Source organism: Occultella aeris (assembly GCF_902703175.1).
Lineage (GTDB): Bacteria > Actinomycetota > Actinomycetes > Actinomycetales > Beutenbergiaceae > Occultella > Occultella aeris.
Window position 1 is genome coordinate 1 of record NZ_CACRYJ010000060.1, and the last position, 21277, is coordinate 21277.

At 71.4% G+C, this 21277-nt stretch carries 23 protein-coding genes; 15 read left to right on the forward strand and 8 right to left on the reverse strand.

The genetic code is table 11. The features are described 5' to 3' along the window. The 12 genes from HALOF300_RS20970 to HALOF300_RS21025 form a co-directional block, all read left to right on the forward strand. Window positions 1–1266: FtsW/RodA/SpoVE family cell cycle protein (locus HALOF300_RS20970; RefSeq protein ID WP_231955664.1), on the forward strand; the 1266-nt coding region annotated here is incomplete at its 5' end. Next, entirely contained in the window at window positions 1259–2401 is a 1143-nt protein-coding gene (gene murG / locus HALOF300_RS20975; RefSeq protein ID WP_156742851.1) for an undecaprenyldiphospho-muramoylpentapeptide beta-N-acetylglucosaminyltransferase, read from the forward strand. The genes HALOF300_RS20970 and murG, both read left to right, overlap by 8 nt. After that, window positions 2398–3771 (forward strand): UDP-N-acetylmuramate--L-alanine ligase, encoded by a 1374-nt coding sequence (gene murC, locus HALOF300_RS20980; protein WP_156742852.1) that lies wholly within the window; start codon window positions 2398–2400, stop codon window positions 3769–3771. Before murG ends, murC begins: the two co-directional genes overlap by 4 nt. Further along, complete coding sequence (locus HALOF300_RS20985) at window positions 3768–4712, forward strand: cell division protein FtsQ/DivIB (RefSeq protein WP_156742853.1); 945 nt, start codon at window positions 3768–3770, stop codon at window positions 4710–4712. Before murC ends, HALOF300_RS20985 begins: the two co-directional genes overlap by 4 nt. Window positions 4713–4943: 231 nt before the next feature. Then, window positions 4944–6188, forward strand: a complete 1245-nt coding sequence (ftsZ, locus tag HALOF300_RS20990) for a cell division protein FtsZ (RefSeq protein WP_156742854.1) — start codon at window positions 4944–4946, stop codon at window positions 6186–6188. 1 nt (window position 6189) lies between these two features. Next, window positions 6190–6903 (forward strand): peptidoglycan editing factor PgeF, encoded by a 714-nt coding sequence (gene pgeF / locus HALOF300_RS20995; protein WP_156742855.1) that lies wholly within the window; start codon window positions 6190–6192, stop codon window positions 6901–6903. A 138-nt stretch (window positions 6904–7041) separates the two neighbouring features. Next, on the forward strand, window positions 7042–7527 hold the full coding sequence (locus tag HALOF300_RS21000; RefSeq protein WP_156742856.1) for a cell division protein SepF: 486 nt from the start codon (window positions 7042–7044) through the stop codon (window positions 7525–7527). 2 nt (window positions 7528–7529) lie between these two features. Continuing rightward, window positions 7530–7823, forward strand: a complete 294-nt coding sequence (locus HALOF300_RS21005; protein WP_156742857.1) for a YggT family protein — start codon at window positions 7530–7532, stop codon at window positions 7821–7823. A gap of 88 nt (window positions 7824–7911) precedes the next feature. Beyond that, a complete protein-coding gene (locus tag HALOF300_RS21010) occupies window positions 7912–8604 on the forward strand; it encodes a DivIVA domain-containing protein (RefSeq protein ID WP_197522728.1) in 693 nt (230 codons plus the stop codon). Between the two features lie 88 nt (window positions 8605–8692). Beyond that, window positions 8693–9445: a signal peptidase II gene (lspA, locus tag HALOF300_RS21015; protein ID WP_156742859.1), complete on the forward strand. Its 753-nt coding sequence runs from the start codon at window positions 8693–8695 to the stop codon at window positions 9443–9445. A 10-nt stretch (window positions 9446–9455) separates the two neighbouring features. Then, window positions 9456–10364 (forward strand): RluA family pseudouridine synthase, encoded by a 909-nt coding sequence (locus HALOF300_RS21020; RefSeq protein ID WP_408636990.1) that lies wholly within the window; start codon window positions 9456–9458, stop codon window positions 10362–10364. Beyond that, window positions 10361–10867 (forward strand): GNAT family N-acetyltransferase, encoded by a 507-nt coding sequence (locus HALOF300_RS21025; protein WP_197522729.1) that lies wholly within the window; start codon window positions 10361–10363, stop codon window positions 10865–10867. The genes HALOF300_RS21020 and HALOF300_RS21025 overlap by 4 nt, the downstream gene beginning before the upstream one ends. Here HALOF300_RS21025 and soxR read toward each other — a convergent pair. Next, window positions 10854–11321: a redox-sensitive transcriptional activator SoxR gene (soxR, locus tag HALOF300_RS21030; protein ID WP_156742862.1), complete on the reverse strand. Its 468-nt coding sequence runs from the start codon at window positions 11319–11321 to the stop codon at window positions 10854–10856. The genes HALOF300_RS21025 and soxR overlap by 14 nt on opposite strands. A 49-nt stretch (window positions 11322–11370) precedes the next feature. Between soxR and HALOF300_RS21035 the strand changes: the two genes are divergently transcribed. Then, a complete protein-coding gene (locus HALOF300_RS21035; protein WP_231955666.1) occupies window positions 11371–12822 on the forward strand; it encodes an MFS transporter in 1452 nt (483 codons plus the stop codon). A gap of 66 nt (window positions 12823–12888) precedes the next feature. On the opposite strand, the gene HALOF300_RS21040 is transcribed toward HALOF300_RS21035, so the two are convergent. Beyond that, entirely contained in the window at window positions 12889–13101 is a 213-nt protein-coding gene (locus tag HALOF300_RS21040; RefSeq protein WP_231955669.1) for a hypothetical protein, read from the reverse strand. 82 nt (window positions 13102–13183) lie between these two features. Here HALOF300_RS21040 and HALOF300_RS21045 point away from each other — a divergent pair, with 82 nt between their 5' ends. After that, a complete protein-coding gene (locus tag HALOF300_RS21045) occupies window positions 13184–13657 on the forward strand; it encodes a YqaA family protein (protein WP_197522730.1) in 474 nt (157 codons plus the stop codon). Window positions 13658–13698: 41 nt separating this feature from the next. Here the strand turns inward: HALOF300_RS21045 and HALOF300_RS21050 are convergent, their stop codons facing one another. The 3 genes from HALOF300_RS21050 to HALOF300_RS21060 are packed head-to-tail and all read right to left on the reverse strand — an operon-like array spanning window position 13699 to window position 16335. After that, on the reverse strand, window positions 13699–14178 hold the full coding sequence (locus HALOF300_RS21050) for a pyridoxamine 5'-phosphate oxidase family protein (RefSeq protein ID WP_156742864.1): 480 nt from the start codon (window positions 14176–14178) through the stop codon (window positions 13699–13701). A 39-nt stretch (window positions 14179–14217) separates the two neighbouring features. Continuing rightward, a complete protein-coding gene (locus HALOF300_RS21055; RefSeq protein ID WP_156742865.1) occupies window positions 14218–15495 on the reverse strand; it encodes an aminotransferase class I/II-fold pyridoxal phosphate-dependent enzyme in 1278 nt (425 codons plus the stop codon). A gap of 18 nt (window positions 15496–15513) precedes the next feature. After that, a complete protein-coding gene (locus HALOF300_RS21060; RefSeq protein WP_197522731.1) occupies window positions 15514–16335 on the reverse strand; it encodes an endo alpha-1,4 polygalactosaminidase in 822 nt (273 codons plus the stop codon). 139 nt (window positions 16336–16474) lie between these two features. On the opposite strand from HALOF300_RS21060, the gene dnaE reads away from it, so the two are divergent. Then, window positions 16475–20020: a DNA polymerase III subunit alpha gene (dnaE, locus tag HALOF300_RS21065; protein ID WP_156742866.1), complete on the forward strand. Its 3546-nt coding sequence runs from the start codon at window positions 16475–16477 to the stop codon at window positions 20018–20020. Window positions 20021–20045: 25 nt separating this feature from the next. Here the strand turns inward: dnaE and HALOF300_RS21070 are convergent, their stop codons facing one another. The 3 genes from HALOF300_RS21070 to HALOF300_RS21080 form a co-directional block, all read right to left on the reverse strand. Beyond that, a complete protein-coding gene (locus tag HALOF300_RS21070) occupies window positions 20046–20390 on the reverse strand; it encodes a cupin domain-containing protein (RefSeq protein ID WP_156742867.1) in 345 nt (114 codons plus the stop codon). 95 nt (window positions 20391–20485) lie between these two features. Further along, window positions 20486–20737, reverse strand: coding sequence for an RNA-binding S4 domain-containing protein (locus tag HALOF300_RS21075; protein WP_156742868.1), 252 nt, complete (start codon window positions 20735–20737; stop codon window positions 20486–20488). Window positions 20738–20840: 103 nt separating this feature from the next. Beyond that, a complete protein-coding gene (locus HALOF300_RS21080; protein ID WP_156742869.1) occupies window positions 20841–21224 on the reverse strand; it encodes a nuclear transport factor 2 family protein in 384 nt (127 codons plus the stop codon). Window positions 21225–21277: the final 53 nt, after the last annotated feature.

The window sequence follows — 21277 nt, forward strand, 5'->3', positions numbered from 1 at the left end:
GGGTCGGGCACGGGCCGCGCCACGACCGCGTCGAACCGGACCAAGGCCGCGTCGGCAGCACGCACCGCGACCTGGAGCTCCCCGGCGACGAGCTACTACCTGGTCGGGGGAGCCACGCTGCTGCTGCTCCTCCTCGGGCTTGTGATGGTGCTGTCCGCCTCCACCGTGTACTCGCTCCGGGACACCGAGGGGGCGACGCCGTTCGCGGACTTCCTCAACCAGGCCAAGTTCGCGCTCGTCGCCGCACCGGTGGCATACGGGATCTCCCGGTTGCCGGTTGGGTGGATCCGCAAGCTGGCCTGGGTGGGCATCATCGGCGCCCTCGGCCTGCAGCTGATGGTGTTCAGCCCTCTCTCACTGAGCCAGGGCGGTAACTCCGGCTGGATCCATATCGGCCCGCAGAACCTGCAGCCCGCCGAGTTCTCCAAGCTGGCGCTCGCGGTCTGGCTCGGCGCGGTGCTCGCAGCGAAGGGGCCGCTCCTGAAGAAGTGGTCGCACGTGCTGATGCCTGCCGTGCTGGTCGCGGGTCTCTTCCTGGGCATCGTCCTGTACACCCACGACCTCGGCACGGCCCTGATCCTGATCGCCCTCGTCGCCGGCGCCCTCTGGGTGGCCGGGGTGCCGCTGTCGATGTTCTCCCTCGCAGCTGCCGGGGTCACCGCGGCGGTCGCGTACCTCGCGGTCTCCTCGGCGAACCGCCGCGAACGACTGCTGAGCTTCCTCTCCCCGGAGACGGCGGACCCGATGGGCCTCGGGCTGCAGCCCCGGCACGCACTCGGCGGCCTCGGCACCGGCGGCATCTCCGGCGTGGGCCTGGGTGGCTCCCGGGAGAAGTGGCTCTGGCTGCCGGAGGGGCACAACGACTACATCTTCGCGATCATCGGCGAGGAGCTCGGCCTGCTCGGCACGCTCCTCGTGCTCGTCCTGTTCGGTGCGCTCGCAGTCGGGCTGACCCGGATCATCAAGCGGCACCCGGACCCGTTCGTGAAGATCACCACCGCCGCGATCGGCTGCTGGATCATCGGGCAGGCGCTCATCAACATCGGCGTGGTGATCGGAGTGCTCCCGGTGATCGGGCTTCCGCTGCCGCTCGTCTCCGCGGGTGGTTCGGCGCTGGTCACCACGCTCGCCGCCCTCGGGATCGTGCTCGCCTTCGCCCGCAGTGAACCCGGCGCGAAGGAGGCGCTCGCGGCGCGTAAGGCGTCGGTGCGCCGGTCGCTCGCCGTGATCGCGCCACGGCTGGCCTCGGGCAAGGCACGTGGCTGACCTGAGCGTGGTCCTGGCCGGTGGTGGCACGGCCGGACACGTCAATCCGCTGCTCGCCACCGCCGCGGAGCTGGGCCGCCAGGGCCGGGACACCCGCATTCTCGTGCTCGGCACGGCTGAGGGCCTCGAGGCGGACCTGGTGCCCGCGGCGGGCCTGGAGCTCACGGTCATCCCCAAGGTGCCGTTGCCGCGCCGCCCCTCCACCGAGTGGCTGGCGTTCCCGGGACGGTGGCGCGCCGCCGTCCGGACCGCCGCCGACGCCCTGGCGGCCGTCGACGCCGACGTCGTGGTCGGCTTCGGTGGCTACGTCGCCACGCCCGCCTACATCGCTGCCCGACGGCGGGGCGTACCGATCGTCGTGCACGAACAGAACGCACGGCCCGGCCTGGCGAACCGCGTCGGCGCGAGGTTCGCGACCGCCGTCGGCGTGACGTTTCCTGGCAGCTCGCTACCGGGCGCGCAACTCGTGGGGCTGCCGCTGCGACCCGCGATCGCCGACCTCGTCGCCGCGCGGACCACCGATGCGGCCGGCGCCGCCCGGCACGGGGCGCAGCGTCTCGGGCTGGACCCCGAGCGGACAACGGTGGTCGTCACGGGTGGTTCGCTCGGCGCCCTCAGGCTGAACACGGCCGTGCCACAGGTGGCAGCCGAGCTCGTCGACGCCGGTGCCCAGGTGCTGCACCTGACCGGCCGGGGCAAGTCGGAGACCGTCACCCGGGCGCTGGCCGACCTCGGCGCGCCGCCGGGGGCCCACTACCACGTGCGCGAGTACCTGGCCGAGATGGAGGACGCGCTCGCCTGCGCCGACCTCGTGATCGCCCGTGCGGGCGCCGGCACGGTCAGCGAGCTCACCGCCCTGGGTATCCCCGCCGTCTACGTACCACTGCCTGTGGGCAACGGCGAGCAGCGCCTGAACGCGGCCGCGGCCGTGGCCGCCGGTGGTGGCATTCTGGTTCCGGACGCGGACCTCACCGGCGCCTGGTTGAGCGAACGCGTGCTGCCGCTCGTGGCCGACACGGACCGGCTCGCCGAGATGGGCCGCCGGGCCGCATCCGTGGGGGTCCGGGACGGCGCGGCGCGACTGGTCGCCTTGGTGCTGGCAGCAGCCCGCCGCAACGGGTCCGGGCCGACATGAGAGTCCACTTCATCGCGATCGGCGGCGCCGGGATGTCCGTGGTGGCCGAGCTCATGCTGGCCCGTGGGCACGAGGTGAGCGGCTCCGACTCCCAGGCCTCCGACGTGCTGGACCGGCTCGGCCGGCTCGGCGCGCAGGTTCACGTCGGCCACGACCCGGCGCACGTCGCCGGGGCGGACCTCGTGGTGATCTCCTCCGCGATCCGTCCGGACAACCCGGAGCTGCGCGCGGCACGGGCCGCCGGCATCGAGGTGATCCACCGGTCCCAGGGACTCGCCCTCGCCGCCGCGGACACCGACTTCGTGGCCGTCGCCGGCGCCCACGGCAAGACCTCCACCTCAGCCATGCTCGCGGTGGCGTTACGCGAGGCCGGGCTGGACCCGTCCTTCGCGATCGGCGGGCGCGTGCTCGCCCTCGGCACCGGTGCCCACCTGGGCAGCGGGTCCGTGTTCGTGGCGGAGGCCGACGAGTCCGACGGTTCGTTCCTGAACTACACCCCGCGCGTCGCGATCGTCACGAACATCGAACCCGACCACCTCGACCACTACGGCACCGCCGCGGCGTTCGAGGCGGCGTTCGACGCGTTCGCCGCCCGGGTCCGGCCCGACGGCGCCGTGATCGCCTGCGCGGACGACGACGGCGCACGGCGGTTCACCGACCGTGCGCGTGCGGCAGGGATTCGCGTGCTCACGTACGGGCTTGCGGCGGGCGCGGACGTGCGGATCGTCGACACCGAGCTCGGTGTGGGCTCTTCCGCCTCCCGGCTGCGCTCCGCCGCCGGGGAGGTCGAACTGGACCTGGCCGTCCCCGGAGCGCACAACGTCGCGAACGCGACGGCCGCGTGGTGCGCAGGGGTGGAGCTGGGCGTCGATCCGGCGGCGATGGCGAGCGCCCTCGGCACGTTCAGCGGCACGGCACGCCGGTTCGAGGACAAGGGCACGGTCGCCGGTGTCCGGGTGGTCGACGACTACGCACACAATCCCACCAAGGTCGGTGCCGCCGTCGCGACCGCCCGCCGCGCGGCCGGGGCCGGGCGGGTCATCGTGCTGTTCCAGCCGCACCTGTTCTCGCGCACCGAGGCGTTCGCCGCCGAGTTCGCCGACGCCCTCTCCGGCGCCGACGAGGTGATCCTGACGTCGATCTACCCGGCCCGGGAGGACCCGCGGCCCGGTGTCACCTCCGCCCTCATCACAGACCGGCTGCCCGGGGCGCGGTACCTGCCGGACCACCTCGAGGCGGCCCACGCCGTCGCCGCTGCTGCGCGCAGCGGGGATCTGGTGGCGACCATCGGGGCCGGGGACGTGACTCGGCTCGGCCCGGTGATCCTCGCCGACCTCGCCGAGCGCGAGGGACAGGGTCGGGCGCGATGAGGGCACCCGCGAAGCCCCGCCAGACCGCGGCACCCGCGAAGCGCACGGCGCCCGCGAAGCGCTCGTCGCCGGCCAGGGCCAAGCCGTCCGTCCGGCGGACGGGCCCGACGACCGAGGTGCCGGCGGCACCCAAGCAGACGGTGACGACGACCGCGAAGCCGGCTCCCGCCGTCGTCGGTGGTTCACCGGCGAGCCGGGTCAGCGGCCAGTTCGCCGAGCGCGTGGCCGAGCGCCGGACCGCCCGCCGCCGGTTGCGCTGGCGCACGATGGCCTGGATCGGTTCGGCGGTCCTGGTCGTCGCGGCCCTGGCCTGGCTGGTCCTGTACTCACCTGTCCTCGCCCTCGCCGAGGACGAGATCACGATCACCGGCACGACCGAGATCGTCACCGATGCCCAGGTCCGCGAGGTGGTCCAGGCCCAGGCCGGGGTGCCGCTCGCCCGCCTCGACACCGGTGCCATGGCCAACGGGATCGAGTCGCTGACCGGGGTGCTGGACGTGCGGATCAGCCGGGTCTGGCCGTCCGGTGTGGAGGTGGCGGTCGTGCCAAGGGTCCCGGTCGCCAGCGTGGCTGCCGATGGCGGCGGGTTCGCACTCCTGGACGCCGAGGGCGTGGAGCTGGCGCACACCGAGGCGCCCACCGAGGCGCTGCCGGTGATCACGGTGCCGCTCGGCGACGAGGGCACGGCCGCGTCGCTGCGGGCGGTCCTGACGGTGCTGTCGCAGCTTCCGCCGGACCTGCTTGCCCAGGTCGCCGACGCCGGGGCGCAGACGCCGAACCAGGTCCGGTTCACCCTGACCGACGGGGCCGAGGTGATCTGGGGGAGTGCGGACGACGGTGACCTCAAGGTCGCCGTGCTGACGACCCTGCGCAGCGTGCCCGCTGCCGTCCCCCCAGCTGTCTACGACATCTCCGCGCCGCTCAGCCCGATCACCAGGTAGCCGGTGAATCGAACCCACGGCGCGACACGCCCGCGCGGTGATTGCCGAACGTCCCGGCGGCACCTAGCGTCATCTGCATCGAGAAAATGACATAACTCTAAACCTCAGGTTGAGGTTGAGAGTTCAGGGTTCCTCCCGGGGGACCACGCACGAGTGGGAAGCACGATCGGCCACCGGAAGGCCGGGACTGGCTGACCAGCACCAAGCGACTGGCGAACGAGAGGGACTGACGTGGCGGCACCGCAGAACTATCTGGCGGTCATCAAGGTGGTCGGGATCGGCGGTGGCGGCGTGAATGCCGTCAACCGCATGATCGAGGTCGGGTTGAAGGGCGTGGAATTCATCGCCGTCAACACCGACGCCCAGGCCCTGCTGATGAGCGACGCCGACGTGAAGCTCGACGTCGGCAGGGAACTGACCCGAGGGCTCGGCGCCGGCGCCGACCCGGAGGTGGGCAAGAAGGCGGCCGAGGATCACTCGGAGGAGATCGAGGAGGTCCTGCGCGGCGCCGACATGGTCTTCGTCACCGCGGGTGAGGGGGGTGGCACCGGGACCGGTGGCGCGCCGGTGGTCGCGAAGATCGCCCGCTCCCTCGGAGCCCTGACCATCGGTGTGGTGACCCGGCCGTTCACGTTCGAGGGTCGCCGCCGTGGCGTCCAGGCGGACACCGGCATCGAGGCGCTGCGCGCCGAGGTGGACACCCTGATCGTGATCCCGAACGACCGGCTGCTGTCCATCAGCGACCGGAACGTCTCGGTGCTCGACGCGTTCAAGTCCGCCGACCAGGTGCTGCTGTCCGGCGTGCAGGGCATCACCGACCTGATCACCACACCCGGCCTCATCAACCTGGACTTCGCGGACGTGAAGTCCGTGATGCAGGGCGCGGGCAGTGCCCTGATGGGGATCGGGTCGGCGCGCGGGGAGGACCGCGCCGTGCAGGCTTCCGAACTGGCGATCTCCTCGCCACTGCTGGAAGCCAGCATCGACGGCGCCCACGGCGTCCTGCTTTCCATCCAGGGCGGCAGCGACCTCGGCCTGTTCGAGATCCACGAGGCGGCTCGGCTGGTCCAGGAGGCAGCGCACCCCGAGGCGAACATCATCTTCGGCGCGGTCATCGACGACGCGCTCGGCGACGAGGTGCGGGTCACCGTGATCGCGGCGGGCTTCGACGCCGGCGGCCCGAAGGTGGCCAACCGGGCGGACCAGCAGCAGAGCAGGTCCAAGCCCGCCGCCGCCCCGGTGGCGGCCCAGCGGCCCACGCCGCCGGCCGTCGTCGAGCCGACCGCCGCCGAGCAGGTGGAGGAGGCGCCTCGACCGGCGCCCGTGCGCGAGCCGGTACCGGTCGCCCAGGTCGCGCCGGAGCGTCCCTCGCAGAACGGCCAGCCGACCCAGGGGCTGGAGGTGCCGCGGGTCTTCGACGAGCAGCCCCGCAGCCGCCGCGAGGACGACCTGGACGTGCCCGATTTCCTCAAGTGACGTGCTGGCCGCCGACCTCGGCCCGGCCGCGGTCGGCGGCTTCACCACGCGTGCGGGCGGCGTCAGTCGCGGGGCGTACGAGTCGCTGAACCTCGGCGCCGGGGTGTCCGACGACCCTGACTCCGTCGCGACGAACCGACGCCGGGTCGCCGAGCGGCTCGGCCGGCCGGTCGCATACCTGACCCAGGTGCACTCCGACCGGGTGCACGCGGTGAGTGCGCCACCGGAGCCGGACGTTGTCGCCGTAGCCGAGGCGGACGCCTCGCTGACCGACCGGGCCGACGTCGGCCTCGGCGTGCTGGTCGCCGACTGTGTGCCGATCCTGCTCGCCGGGGAACACCTCGTCGCCGCCGTGCACGCCGGGCGGCGCGGCCTGCTGGCCGGGGTGCTGAGCAACACCCTGTCCCGGATGCGTGCGGCAGGGGCGCCGGCGCTCTTCGCGTCCATCGGCCCGTCCATCTGTGGGCGCTGCTACGAGGTTCCGGCACAACTGCGCAGCGAGTCCGCCGCGCTGATCCCCGAGCTGGCCGCCACGACGTCCTGGGGCACGCCGTCGCTGGACCTCGTCGCTGGGGTGCGCGTCCAGCTGGCCGAAGCGGGCGTGGCGAGCGTGCAGCACCACGACCGGTGCACGCGCGAGGACCCGGACCTGTTCTCCTACCGGCGGGACGGCCTGACCGGACGGTTCGCGGGTGTGGTGGCGCTGGCGGGGTGATCGCGGCCGCGCGACGACACGCCGCGACCGGTGACGGCGGGCTCGGGATCGCTGGTCTAGCGTCAGAGGCAACGACACCCACCCCACACCTACGGGCGAGAGATCACCCGCCGCCCGGCGATCACATGAGGAGCAGGCATGGCCGGAGCGCTGCGCAAGACGATGATGTACCTCGGGCTCTCCGAGGCCGACCGCGAGAGTGCCTACGACGACCAGCAGGTCGACTCCCACGACGTCGAGGACTCCTACGACGACTACGAGGCGTACGAGACCGTCGAGGACGCCCCTGCCCAGGAGGCCCAGGTGACTCCGATCACACGTGCCGCATCGCACACCGGTGCCAACCTTCGCCGGATCACGACCGTGCACCCGCGTACCTACAACGACGCGAAGGTGATCGGCGAGGCGTTCCGGTCCGGGACCCCGGTGATCATGAACCTCACCGACATGACCGACGCCGAGGCCAAGCGCCTCGTCGACTTCTCCGCGGGTCTGGTCTTCGGGCTCCGCGGTGCCATCGAGCGGGTCACCAGCCGGGTGTTCCTCCTCTCGCCCGCCACGGTGGAGGTGGCGACGGAGTCGCACGAGCCTGAAGCCAAGGCCCGGTTCTTCAACCAGAGCTGATCGTGGCGTGGGTCGTCGGGGTCGTCTATCTGCTCCTGCTGCTGTTCCTGATCTTCATGCTGGTCCGGGTCGTTCTGGACTGGGTGATCCAGTTCGCCCGGGACTGGAAGCCCACCGGCGTGATGCTGGTGGTCGCCGAGGTGGTCTACACCATCACCGACCCGCCCCTGAAGGCGCTCCGGCGGCTCATCCCGCCGTTGCGGCTGGGCGGTTTCGCGATCGATCTCGCGTTCCTCGTGCTGATCATCGTGGTCTCGGTGCTGATGGCCGTCCTGCGGCCATTGACACCTGCTTGAGATGCAAGTACCGAGAAGTCCGCTACCGTGAACCTGCGTCAGTGACACACTGTCGCTGATCCGAACGACCTAGACCGAGGTGACGACTATGGCGCTGCTGACGGCAGACGACGTCCTCAACAAGAAGTTCCAGCCGACCAAGTTCCGTGAGGGCTACGACCAGGACGAGGTCGACGATTTCCTCGACGAGATCGTGAACACCCTTCGGGTGGTCGGCGGCGAGAACGAGGAACTGAAGGCCAAGCTCGACGCGGCGGAGCGCCGCATCTCCGAGCTCTCCGGCTTCGCCGGCGGCGAGGCGGCCTCTGCGGAGGACACCACGCAGTTCGCCGCCGTTGGCGAGCAGCCCGAGGCGCAGGCCGAACCCGAGCAGGCGCCTGAGGCCGAGGAGACCCCCGCCGCCCCTGCGGCTGCCGCGTTCACGCCGCCGTCCGCCGGAACCGAGCCGGAGTCCGCCACCGGGATGCTCCAGCTGGCCCAGCGCGTCCACGACGAGTACGTCAGCAACGGCAAGGCCGAGGCGGACCGGATCATCTCCGAGGCCACCGTCGAGAGCGAGCGCCTCACCCGTGAGGCCGATGAGCAGCGGGCCCGCACCCTGAACCAGCTCGAGGGTGAGCGCTCCCTGCTGGAGCGCAAGATCGACGAGCTGCGCGTGTTCGAGCGGGACTACCGCACCCGCCTGAAGAGCTACCTGGAGGGCCTGCTCTCCGACGTCGAGGGTCGTGGCAACGTGTCCTCGGCGTACTCCGGCGAGCCCGGCGAGTCGCGCCGCCCGTAGTTCGTAGCGCACCATAGTTCGCACCACAACGGCGGCGGGCCTCCGACCAGGGGGCCCGCCGCCGTTCCTGAGCCGAAGGGCAGTACCCATGGACCGTTCGACGGAGCCGACGCCGTCGGACGCCGAGGAGACGCGCGGATCGGACGGCGCCTCGCCTGCGGGCCGGCACCTGACCATCGCGCCCGCCCGTCGGCGGCGCCTGCTCGCGTTGCTGGCCGGACTCGCCGTGGTGGTGCTTGTGGTGGACCAGATCGTCAAGTACCTCGCGGTGACCCGCCTCGAGCCGGGTGAGTACGTCCCGATCATCGGGGACCTGCTCGGGCTGAGCCTCGTCTTCAACTCCGGCGCCGCCTTCTCTTTCGCGGAGGGTTCCACCTGGTTCTTCACGATCGCGGCGACCGTGGTCACGGCCGTCATCATCGTGGTCGCCCGGCGGCTCGGGTCGCTCGCCTGGGCCATTGCACTGGGTGCTCTGCTCGGCGGCAACCTCGGCAACCTGGCGGACCGGCTGTTCCGCGAGCCCGGCTTCGGCGTCGGTCACGTGGTCGACATGATCAACTACAACAACTGGTTCGTCGGCAACGTCGCGGACATCGCGATCGTGCTGTCCGCGATCGCCGTCGCCGTGCTCACCTTCCGCGGGATCAGCGTGGACGGTCGCCGGCTGGCCCCGGCCGGGCACGTCGACCCCGAGGTGAAGGCCGCCGTCGACGAGGAGCCGAGCTCCGCCGTCGAGTCGGACGAGACCACGCCCGAGCAGGACCGGGCCGCCGCAGACGAGGCGAGTACCGCCGTCGAGCCCGGTGACGGCACCACCACGAACGGCACCGACCGTGGCTGACACGCGCTCCATGCCGGTCCCGGACGGGCTGGCCGGGGAACGGGTGGACAGCGCGCTCGCCCGGCTGCTCGGGCTGAGCCGCACCCGCGCCGCCGAGCTCGCCGCGAACGGCGACGTGCTGCTGGACGGGCGTCCGCTCGGCAAGTCCGACCGGCTCGTCGCGGGCGGCTGGCTCGAGGTCACCCTCGCTGACCTCGCCCCTGCCCCGACGGCGCCGCCGGAGCCGGTGCCGGGGATGGCAATCCGCTACGACGACGACGACGTGGTGGTCGTGGACAAGCCGGTGGGCGTGGCCGCGCACCCGAGCCCGGGCTGGAGCGGGCCGACCGTCGTCGGCGGGCTCGCCGCGGCGGGCTACCGGATCTCCACGTCGGGGGCGCCGGAGCGCCAGGGCGTCGTGCACCGGCTCGACGCCGGCACGTCCGGGCTGATGGTCGTCGCCAAGAGCGAGCGGGCCTACACCGTGCTCAAGCGGGCCTTCAAGGAGCGCACCGTCGAGAAGGTCTACCACGCGGTGGTGCAGGGGCACCCGGACCCGTCGACCGGCACGATCGACGCTCCGATCGGGCGGCACCCCACGCTCGACTACAAATGGGCCGTCGTCGCCGACGGCAAGGACAGTGTCACGCACTACGAGACCCTCGAGGCGATGCGGCGGGCCTCGCTCCTGGAGATCCACCTGGAGACCGGGCGGACCCACCAGATCCGGGTCCACATGAGCGCCGTGCACCACCCGTGCGTGGGGGATCTGACCTACGGTGCCGACCCGACGATCGCCCAGAAACTCGGGCTGACCCGCCAGTGGCTGCACGCCATGCGGCTCGGCTTCCACCACCCGGCCACGGGGGACTGGCTCGAGGTCACCAGCTCCTACCCCGAGGACCTCACGGTCGCGCTGGAGAGGCTGCAGGGGCCGTGAGGGTGCTCCGGGTCGATGTTGCCCGCAGTACTGGCACTGCCTACGCGGCCGGCCTGGCTCGCGTGCACGCGATCCGGTTCGAGGTGTTCGTCGGCGAGCAGGGCGTGCGCGAGGACGAGGAGCTCGACGACCTCGACGCCCGGCCGGGCACGGCGCACGTGCTCGTCACCGACGATCCCGAGGACGTCACCGGCGCCGCGGACCTCGGCACCGCGCGGCTGCTCGCCGACCCCGCGCACCCGGGCGTGGTGCACGCGACCCGGGTCGCGGTGCGGGGCAGCGCCCGACGGCGGGGGGTGGGCCGGGTGCTCATGGCCGCCCTCGAGGAGATCGCCCTGGCCGAGCACGCGGCCGGGGAGCCGGCGTCGGTCCGGGTCGAGCTGTCCGCGCAGGAGACCGCTATGCCGTTCTACCGTTCGCTCGGCTACGAGATCGGGGTCGACCGCTACCTGGACGCCCGGATCTGGCACCGCGACGCCGTCAAGGTGCTCACGACGTCGTGACGTCGGCCCAGCGGCGTGGACCGGTACCGGTCGCGCCGAGGGTGTCCGAGGGGTTCTGCAGTGTGCAGGTGCGCAGGCTGAGGCAGCCGCAGCCGATGCACCCGGTGAGGTCGTCACGGAGGTGCTCGAGTGCCGCGATCCGCTCGTCGAGCTCGCTGCGCCACATCCGGGACAGTCGGGCCCAGTCGGCCTTGGTCGGGGTCCGGCCGGACGGCAACGAGTCGAGCGCCAGGCGGATCCGGGCGAGGGGGACCCCCACGCGTTGGGACACCCGGATGAACGCGACCCGGCGCAGCGTGTCCCGCCGGTACCGGCGCTGGTTGCCGGCGGTACGCTCGGCGCTGATCAGCCCCTGCCGCTCGTAGAAGTGCAACGCCGACGGCGCAACACCGCTGCGCGCGGAGAGCTCACCTACTGTCAGCACGTGCGTCTTCCCACCCTCGATCCTGGGCATGCGTCAACTCCTTGACCTGAACCTAGGTTGAGACTCTAGCCTGATGATCATGACCGCTCCCGTGGCCGCTGAGGCACCCCTGTCCGTTCTCGGACCCCGACTGCGCTGGATCAGCGTCGGCATGTGCGCCCTGGTGTTCCTCGCGGCGTTCGAGTCGCTCGCCGTGACCACGGTGATGCCCGGCATCAGCGCGGCCCTGGACGGTGCCTCCCTGTACGCGCTCGCGTTCTCCGGACCGTTGGCGGTCGGCATCATCGGAATGGTCATCGCGGGGCAGTGGTCGGACCGGACCGGGCCACGGGGTCCGCTGCTCGCCTCGCTCGCCCTGTTCGTGATCGGCCTCGGGATCGCCGGGTTCGCCACCTCGATGGAGGTGCTGGTCGCCGGGCGCCTGCTGCACGGACTCGGCGGTGGGGCGATCACGGTGTCCCTGTTCGTGATGGTCGCCCGCATCTACCCGCCCGAGCTGCACGCCCGGATCTTCGCCGGCTTCGCCGCAGCGTGGGTGGTGCCGTCGCTGGTCGGGCCGTTCCTCGGCGGCCTGGTCGCCGAGAACCTCGGCTGGCCCTGGGTGTTCCACGGCGTGATCCTGCTCGTCGTGCCGGCCGTCATCATGCTCCGACCGGCATTGCGCCGGCTCGCCGCGGACGCACCCGGCGCGGCGCCGTGGCGCCTCGGCACGGTCGCCTGGGCGGCGCTCGTCGCGGCCGGAGTGCTCACCGTCGACCTGACCTCGGGGACTGGGACACCGGCGGGCTGGGTCGCTGCGGCGGCCGCGCTCGTGGTGGTGCTGATCGCGCTGCGCCCGCTGCTGCCCGCCGGTGCCCTGCGCGCTCGGCGCGGCCTGCCCGCCGTCATCACCCTGCGGGGCTTCCTGTCCGGGGCGTTCGTCGGTGCCCAGGTCTACCTGCCCTACCTGCTCACGGACGTCCACCACGTGACTCCGGTGCTGGCGGGCTTCGGCCTCACCTTCGGCGGACTGGCGTGGGCCCTCGCCTCCCAGATCCACGGCCGGGTGGCCGCCCGGGTCAGCGACCGGGGCGTCCTGCGGCTGGGCACGAGCCTGGTTCTGTTCGCCATCGCAGCCTCGACGCTCACCAGCGTGCTGGCGGCGCCGCCCCTTGCGACCGTGGCCGTGTGGACGTTCGCCGGTGCAGGCATGGGACTGGCCTACCCACGGATCTCCACGATGACGCTGGCGCTGTCATCCGACACCGACCGCGGCTTCAACAGCTCCGCCCTGACCATCGCCGACTCCATCGGTGGTGCGGTCGCCCTGGCCGGTACCGGCGTGGTGTTCGGTGCCCTCACCGACGGACCGGCGGCGTTCGCTCCGTTCAGCGGCGTGTTCGCCCTGGCCACGCTGTTCGCCCTGGTCGCTGCGCTCCTCGTCCGCCGCGCCACCGCGTCGCGTCTGGCCGGGTACACCGCTGCGGACCCCGGCGCGGCGGGCGCCGAGGCGGCCGGTGGCGACCCGGACGGCGTGACCGTGGCCGCTTGATCCGTCGAGCGCGAGGTTGTTGGCCACGTCAGCGCGCTTGAGGCCAACGATGTCGCGTTCGGCGGCCTACAGGTAGCCGGTCGCGGGGTCGATCTGACCGAGGAACCCACGGATCTCAGTCTCGAGGCACGCCGGCTCGAGTGCTGCGCCGGTGTTGCTTCCCATGCTGAAGCCGTATCCGGGGTTCGGGCCGGTCAGCCAGGTGAGGTGGTAGGTGCCGGCCTGACGCCGCACCTCGAACCGTTCGCCGTCGACCACGACGATCTCGATCCGGGACACGCCACACCTACCTTCTGCCCGCGAACGGGTGGGCCGGTCGCATCAACCATCATCGCAGCCCGGCCCGGGTAGGGTTCGCGGCGTGCTGGAACTCGCCGCGGCCTTCGGCTACTGCCTGCTCTCGGCGATCGTGATCGTGCTGCCCGCCGAGGTGTACCTGCTGGCGGTGGCACTGGTCTCGGACGTGCCGGCCGTGTGGCTGGCGCTCGCCGGCGCCGTAGGGCAGGTCGCCGGGAAGATGCTCTACTACCTGCTCGGCCGCGGCGTGCTGGACCTCGCCCATCTGCGCAAGCGGTCGACGGCGAAGGGCCGCTGGGTGGACGGCATGGACCGGGTGGAGGCGTGGTGCCGCCGCCACGTCTGGGGTCCAAGCCTGGTCACCGCCGTGAGCGCCTTCGCCGGCGTGCCTCCGTACGCGCTGGTCAGCGTCCTCGCCGGCACGGTGCGGATGCGCTGGTGGCTGTTCGCACTGATCTCCGTGGCCGGGCGCTGGCTGCGCTTCTGGGCCGTGATGACCGTGCCCCACCTGCTGCCGGACACCCTGTTCGGGCTCTAGGGCAGCAATGCACGTCGCTCATGCTCGGCTGTCCGCCGAGCTCACGCTGCCGGCGCGCGCCCCCTGGCCTTTTCCGTGTCCCGCATCTCGAGCAGTGAGCATCCGACACCGTACGTCACGAAGTCGCCGACGGGTCGCACCCCGACGCCGATCAGTGCGCCACGTTCCTCCCCGCCGAGCTCGAGCCCGCGCAGCAGCGTCGCGCGCGCGTGCGGCGGCATCTGTGCGGCGGGCAGGATCTGCGCGACGCCCGCGAACGTGACTGTCGCGGCCGGGATCTTGACCCAGGGCACGAACGGGATGCGTTTCGGGATCGGGACCGTCGCCGACACCTCGCCGTTCGCGGCCAGGTGCTTGGCCTTCCACTCCTGCGTGTTCGTCGTGAACCACAGCACTCGCTCGACGGCGCACAGCATCACACCCGCGGTCCGCGCCATCCCGCGTGCCGAGACCATCCCGATCACCATGAAGTTCTGCTTCTCCAGGACGCGCCACACGTCGTCCGTGCTCAGATCGGCCATCAGGCGCCTCCTCAGGCCCGCGCGGTGTCAGGTCTCAGGCTAGCCGCCCAACACCCGTAGGCGCCGGACGGCCTCGGTGAGCACCTCGGTCGACTTCACGAACGTGAACCGCACCGTAGTGGCCAGCGCGCGGTCGGCGTCGGAGCCGGCCCGGGTGAACGCACTGGTGGGCACCCCGACGACGCCGGCCAGGGTCGGCAGTTCCCGGCACAGGTCGGCTCCCGTCTCGATGCCGGTCGGCGCGAGCGACCCGGTGAGCAGGTCGGCGGCGTCGGCAATGACGAAGTAGGTGCCCTGCGGCCGGATCACCCTGAACCCGGCGTCCGTCAAGCCCTCGGTGAGCAGGTCCCGGCGCCGCTGCAGCGACGCGGCCAGGTCACGCACCCAGGTGGCGTCCGGGCCACTGCCGGTCTCCAGGTCGAGCGCCGTCGCGATCGCCGGCTGGAAGGGGGCCCCGCTGACGTACGTGAGGAACTGCTTGACGGCGCGGACGGCGTCGACGAGCCCCGCCGGGCCGCTCACCCAGCCGATCTTCCAGCCTGTCAGGGAGAACGTCTTGCCGGACGAGGAGATCGTCAGAGTGCGCTCGGTCATGCCGGGCAGGGTCGCGATCGGGACGTGGACGGCGCCGTCGTAGGTGAGGTGCTCGTAGACCTCGTCGGTGACCACGACGGCGTCGTACTGGGCGGCGAGGCGGGCGATCTCGGTGAGCTCGGGGCGGTTCAGCACGGCGCCGGTCGGGTTGTGCGGGGAGTTGAGCAGGACCACCCGGGTGGCCGGGGTGAACGCGTCCCGCAGGGCGGCCAGGTCTAGCCGGAAGCCGTCGGTGGGATCGGTGCCGGGGCGCAGCGGTGCGCTCGTGTGCGTGGCGCCGGCCAGGGCGATCACCGCGGCGTAGGAGTCGTAGAACGGCTCGAGGGTGAGGACCTCGTCACCGGGACCGGCGAGCGCGAGCACCGCGGCCGCGATCGCCTCGGTGGCACCGGCGGTGACCAGGATCTCGGTGTCCGGGTCAAGGGCGATCCCGTAGTGGCGGTCCTGGTGGGCGGCGATCGCCTCACGCAGTACCCGGATCCCCGGCCCCGGCGGGTACTGGTTGTGACCGGCCGCGATGGCTGCCGCGGCGGCCGCCTTGACCGTCTCGGGACCGTCGGCGTCGGGGAAGCCCTGACCGAGGTTCAGCGAGCCGGTGCTCGCGGCGAGGGCGGACATCTCCGCGAAGATGGTGGGCCGCGGTGCGCCGGTGGCGCCCAGCAGTCCCGTGGCGGCGGCCACCTCGCGCCAGCGCCCACCCGGCAGCGCGCTCAGTTCAGCCATTCGGCGACAATAGCGGCCTCACTCACAGCCCGCCCGCCGATCGTCGAGCTCGCGGTGCTTCAGGATCAGCGAGAACCCGGACAGGGCGGGATCGTCGCAGAACTCGGCGAAGTCGCCGGGGCTGGTGCGGTCGGTGTACTCGATCGCGAACACCGGCCGTCCCGCGTCGAGATACGGGCCCAGGGCCGCGCACCACCCATCCGCCGCGCAGTCCTCGGTCACGGCGAAGTCGAAGGAGTCCACGAGCTCGCCCACGAGGTCGGGTGCGTTCTTCTGCCCGACGGCGAGTCCCCGCTCGTGCGCGGCGCTCGCCCACCACAGGGCGTAGGTGACGGCGTCCGCCCGGGTCAGGTCGAAGCCGGTCTCGGTGTCGTAGGAGTCGATGTTATCCGGGTCGACGGCGTCGAAGCCCGCCGCGGCGCACGCGTCCAGCCGCGCCTGCATCAGTGGCGCGAGGACGTCCAGGCGGCGGATGTCGAGGAAGCGCTCCCCGTCCCAGCCGGGGTACGCCGCCCCGATCACCTCGGCGGGGAACTCGTCGGCGTCGTCGCGCCAGTCCTCCCATGCGCCCGCGTTGACGTAGCAGATCGTCCGCGCCCCGGCCTCGGCGAGCGTGGCGACCTGCTCGGGTGAGGTGTCGGTGCCATCGAGGTCGTAGACCGCCACGCCGTCGAGGAGTTCGACGCCGGCACCCGGCTCGGCGGCCAGTACGATCTGCCAGTTCGCCCCGGCTTCGGGGGACCACCGCTGCGGCGCGCGCCCGGCGCACCCGACGCACGCCGCGGCCAGGGCGAGCACGAGGAGCATCGACGCGCCTCGCCGTCGGCCCGTCGTCCCCACGGGATCAGGGTACGGGTAGCGCCCGAGCCGGGACCCGCCGTCGGGGTCCGAGGCAGACACGCCGGGCGACACGCCGGGCCGATCGGGCACGCCGGACACCCTCCCCAGAGTGTCCCCGGCTCGACCTAGAATCGCCTGCATGTCCGACGACTTCGTGCACCTCCACGTCCACACCGAGTACTCGATGTTGGACGGGGCGGCACGGGTGGACGACCTGTTCAAGGAGGCGCAGCGCCTCGGCCAGTCGGCGGTCGCGACCACGGACCACGGGTACCTGTTCGGCGCCTACGACTTCTGGTCGAAGGCCCGCAAGTACGGCATCAAGCCGATCATCGGCGTGGAGGCGTACGTCACCCCGGGCACGTCCCGGTTCGACAAGACCCGCGTCCGCTGGGGCGAGGCGAGCCAGGCGGGCGACGACGTCTCCGCGCGTGGTGCGTACACGCACATGACACTGCTCTCGCGGACCACGCAGGGCATGCACAACCTGTTCCGGATGAGCTCGCTCGCCTCGCTCGAGGGGCAGCTCGGCAAGTGGCCCCGGATGGACCGGGACCTGTTGTCCACGTATGCCGAGGGCCTGATCGCGACCAGTGGCTGCGCGTCCGGGGAGATCCAGACACGGCTGCGACTGGGGCAGCGCGAGGAGGCGGTCCGGGCAGCGGGGGAGCTGCAGGACATCTTCGGCAAGGAGAACTTCTACATCGAGATCATGGATCACGGTCTCGACATCGAACGCCGCACGTTCGCCGACCTGATCGAGATCGCCAAGGAGATCGGTGCGCCGCTGCTGGCCACCAACGACCTGCACTACACGAAGGAGGAGGACGCCCACGCCCATGAGGCGCTCCTGTGCGTGCAGTCCGGGGCCACCCTGGACGAGCCCACGTACGAGCAGGGCGGCAAGCGGTTCGCGTTCGGGGGGCAGGGGTACTACCTGAAGTCCGCCGCCCAGATGCGCGAGCTGTTCCGGGACTACCCCGAGGCGTGCGACAACACGCTGCTCGTGGCCGAGCAGTGCGACGTGACGTTCACCGAGCAGGTCGGCAAGTACATGCCGCACTTCCCGGTGCCCGAGGGCGAGGACGAGATCTCCACCTTCGTGAAGTCCGTGGAGGTCGGCCTCCACAAGCGGTTCGGCGAGACGGTCCCGGACGAGGTCCGCAAGCAGGCCGAGTACGAGATCGACATCATCACCTCCAAGGGCTACGCCGGCTACTACCTGGTGGTCGCCGACTTCATCAACTGGGCCAAGGACAACGGCATCCGCGTCGGGCCCGGTCGTGGCTCCGGCGCCGGGTCGATGGCGGCGTACGCGATGAGCATCACCGAGCTCGACCCGCTGAAGAACGGGCTGATCTTCGAGCGGTTCCTCAACCCCGAGCGGATGTCCCTGCCGGACTTCGACATCGACTTCGACGAGCGTCGTCGCAGCGAGGTCATCAAGTACGTGTCCGACACCTACGGCGAGGACAAGGTCGCCTACATCGTCACGTACGGCACGATCAAGGCCAAGCAGGCCCTCAAGGACTCCTCGCGGGTGCTCGGCTACCCGTTCGGGATGGGGGAGAAGCTCACCAAGGCGATGCCGCCGGCCGTGATGGGCAAGGACGTCACGCTCTCGGGCATCTACAACCCGGACGACAAGCGCTACGCGGAGGCGGACGAGTTCCGCAAGGTCGTCGAGATCGACCCGGACGCCCAGCGGGTGCTCGAGACGGCCCGCGGCCTGGAGAACCTGAAGCGGCAGTGGGGGGTGCACGCGGCGGGCGTCATCATCGCCAGCGAGCCCCTCATCGACATCATCCCGATCATGCGCCGCGAGCAGGACGGCGCCATCATCACCCAGATCGACTTCCCGGCCGGGGAGGACCTCGGCCTGGTGAAGATGGACTTCCTCGGGCTGCGCAACCTGACCATCCTGGACGACGCCCTCGAGAACATCGTCGTCAACGGCAAGGAGCCGGTGGTGGTCGAGGACCTGCCGCTGGACGACCGCCCGACCTACACCCTGCTCAGCCGCGGGGACACCCTCGGCGTGTTCCAGCTCGACGGCGGCGGCATGCGGTCGCTGCTGCGCCTGATGCGGCCGGACAACTTCGAAGACATCTCCGCCGTCGGCGCCCTGTACCGGCCCGGCCCGATGGGCGCGAACTCGCACACGAACTACGCCCTGCGCAAGAACGGCCAGCAGGACATCACGCCGATCCACCCCGAGCTGGCCGAACCGCTCGAGGAGGTCCTCGGCACCACCCATGGCCTGATCGTCTATCAGGAACAGGTGATGGCGATCGCCCAGCACCTGGCCGGGTACACGCTCGGGCAGGCCGACCTGCTCCGGCGGGCCATGGGTAAGAAGAAGCGCGAGGTGCTGGACGCCGAGTTCGACAAGTTCAGCTCCGGGATGCGCGAGGGCGGCTACTCCGCGAACGCGATCAAGACCCTCTGGGACGTGCTCGTCCCGTTCTCCGACTACGCCTTCAACAAGGCGCACTCGGCCGCGTACGGGCTGGTCTCCTACTGGACCGCCTACCTCAAGGCGAACTACCCGACCGAGTACATGGCCGCCCTGCTCACCTCCACGCGGGACGACAAGGACAAGTCGGCGCTATACCTGAACGAGTGCCGCCGGATGCGCATCACGGTCCTGCCGCCGGACGTGAACGCCTCCGCGGCCACGTTCACCCCGGTCGGCACGGACATCCGGTTCGGACTCGCCGCCGTGCGCAACGTCGGCGCGAACGTGGTCGCCGCGATCGCGGCCGCCCGCGAGGAGAAGGGGGACTTCACCTCCTTCACGGACTTCCTCGAGAAGGTGCCCGCGGTGGTCTGCAACAAGCGGACCATCGAGTCGCTGATCAAGGCCGGGGCGTTCGACTCCCTCGGCCATACCCGCCGCGCGCTGCTGATGGTGCACGAGCAGGCCGTCGACTCGGTGATCGGGGTCAAGCGCAAGGAGGCCGAGGGGCAGTTCGACCTGTTCGCCTCCCTGGGTGGCGGGGACGGCGACGGCGGCGGTTTCGCCGTCGAGGTCCCGGACCTTCCCGAGTGGGACAAGAAGCAGAAGCTCGCCTTCGAGCGGGAGATGCTCGGCCTGTACGTGTCCGACCACCCTCTGTCCGGCATCGAGCACGTGCTCACCCAGTCGGCGGACGTCTCGATCGCGACGCTGAACGCGGACGAGGCCCGCCCGGACGGGTCCACGGTGACCATCGCCGGGCTGATCACCTCGCTGCAGCGCAAGATGTCCAAGCAGGGCAATGCGTGGGCCGCGGTCACGATCGAGGACATGGAGGGTTCGGTCGAGGTCATGTTCTTCGGCGAGACCTACCTGGCCTACTCGACGATCCTCGCCGAGGACCAGGTGGTGGTGCTGCGCGGGCGGGTGCGCCGCCGGGACGAGGCCATGCAGCTGCAGGCCATGGAGGTGTCCATCCCGGACGTGTCCGTGGGTGACGACGCGCCGATGATGCTGTCCATCCCCACGAACCGCTGCACCACCCCGGTGGTGGAGCAGCTCCGCGACATCCTGTCCACCCACCCCGGGGTCACCGAGGTGCACGTGAAGCTCACCTCACCCGGCCGGGCCACCGTGCTCCGGCTCGAGGACGGGCTGCGGGTGGAGCGGACGCCGGCCCTGTACGGCGACCTGAAGGCGTTGCTCGGGCCCAGCTGCCTGGTCTAGCGGACCGGCTGCGGGAGCCCGGCGCTCACTCGAGCCAGGTCGTCACGAACCGCTCGTTGGCGTGGATGTGGACCGCCTCGTACCCGTGGGGTCCGGTCCGGAACGTGTGCGGGGTGTCCGCGGGGGCCACCAGGATCTGGCCGGCGTGGCCCTCGACCTCGGCGGTGCCGATCCGGAACGTCGCCGAGCCACGGCGGATCAGGAACGTCTCCGCGTACGGATGCTGATGCAGGCGGGGGCCGACCCCGGCGCGGGTGGTGGACTCGAGGATCAGCGAGATCCCGGCACCGCCGGGCAGCTCCTCGTAGTTCTCGGCCCAGTCCTCGCCGTCGGAGCGGCCATCGGTCCGGTTGATCACGAATGTGTCCATCAACTCAAACTATCGCCGGGCCGCGGCGATCACCAGGGTGCGGCCGACCAGGGTGTGCCCGGCCAGGGCCCGACCGGGCCCGACGAGCCACGCACTCAGGCGGGCCTGACCACCCGGAGCCGCCGGACGCCGTCGGGCAGGTCCACCTCGACGACGTCGCCGGGGTGCAGTTGCCGCCCACGGCGGGTCTCCGCCTCGCCGTTGACGTCGATCGCCTCGTCGGTGAGCAGGTCCCGGGCGGTCGCGCCGTCGTCGGCGATGCCGGTGAGCTTGAGGAACTGGCCGAGGCGGATCATGTCGTCGCGGATCTCGACGTCGGTGGGCTGATCGGGGGTCGGCGTGGCCATCGGGCCAGTATCGCAGCCGCACCGGGGTCCGAGTTCGTGCGCCGCGGTACCGGGTTCGTGGACCGCGGCACCGGGTCCGTGCACCGGTCCTTGCGGGCGGACGTCACGGACCCTCGACGGTCACCCACGCCGCGCGCCACTGCGGCGCCTCGAACGGCTCGGCCCAATAGGCCGTCTCCCGGGCGATCCGCCCGTCGCGAAACTCGAAGATGAATACGCTTCGATACACGGGACCGTCATAGTCCAGCGTGGCCTCGAGGACCACCAGGTCCCCGGCGGACAACATCCGTCGGCTGGTGATGGTCGGCAGCCCGGGGAACGCCCCGTAGACCGCCCGGCGGTTCACCGCACCGATCACCTGTTCGCCGGACTGGGGCCAGTCCATGACGGCGTCCTCGTGGAACAACTCGTCCATGACCTCGGTCCGCTTGTCATTGAGGCACTGGACGAGCCGCTCGATGACGGCCCGGTTCTCGATCTCACCCATGACGACCTCCTGGCCGTTCCCGCAGCTCCATCGGGTGCGGACGTGCCAATTCT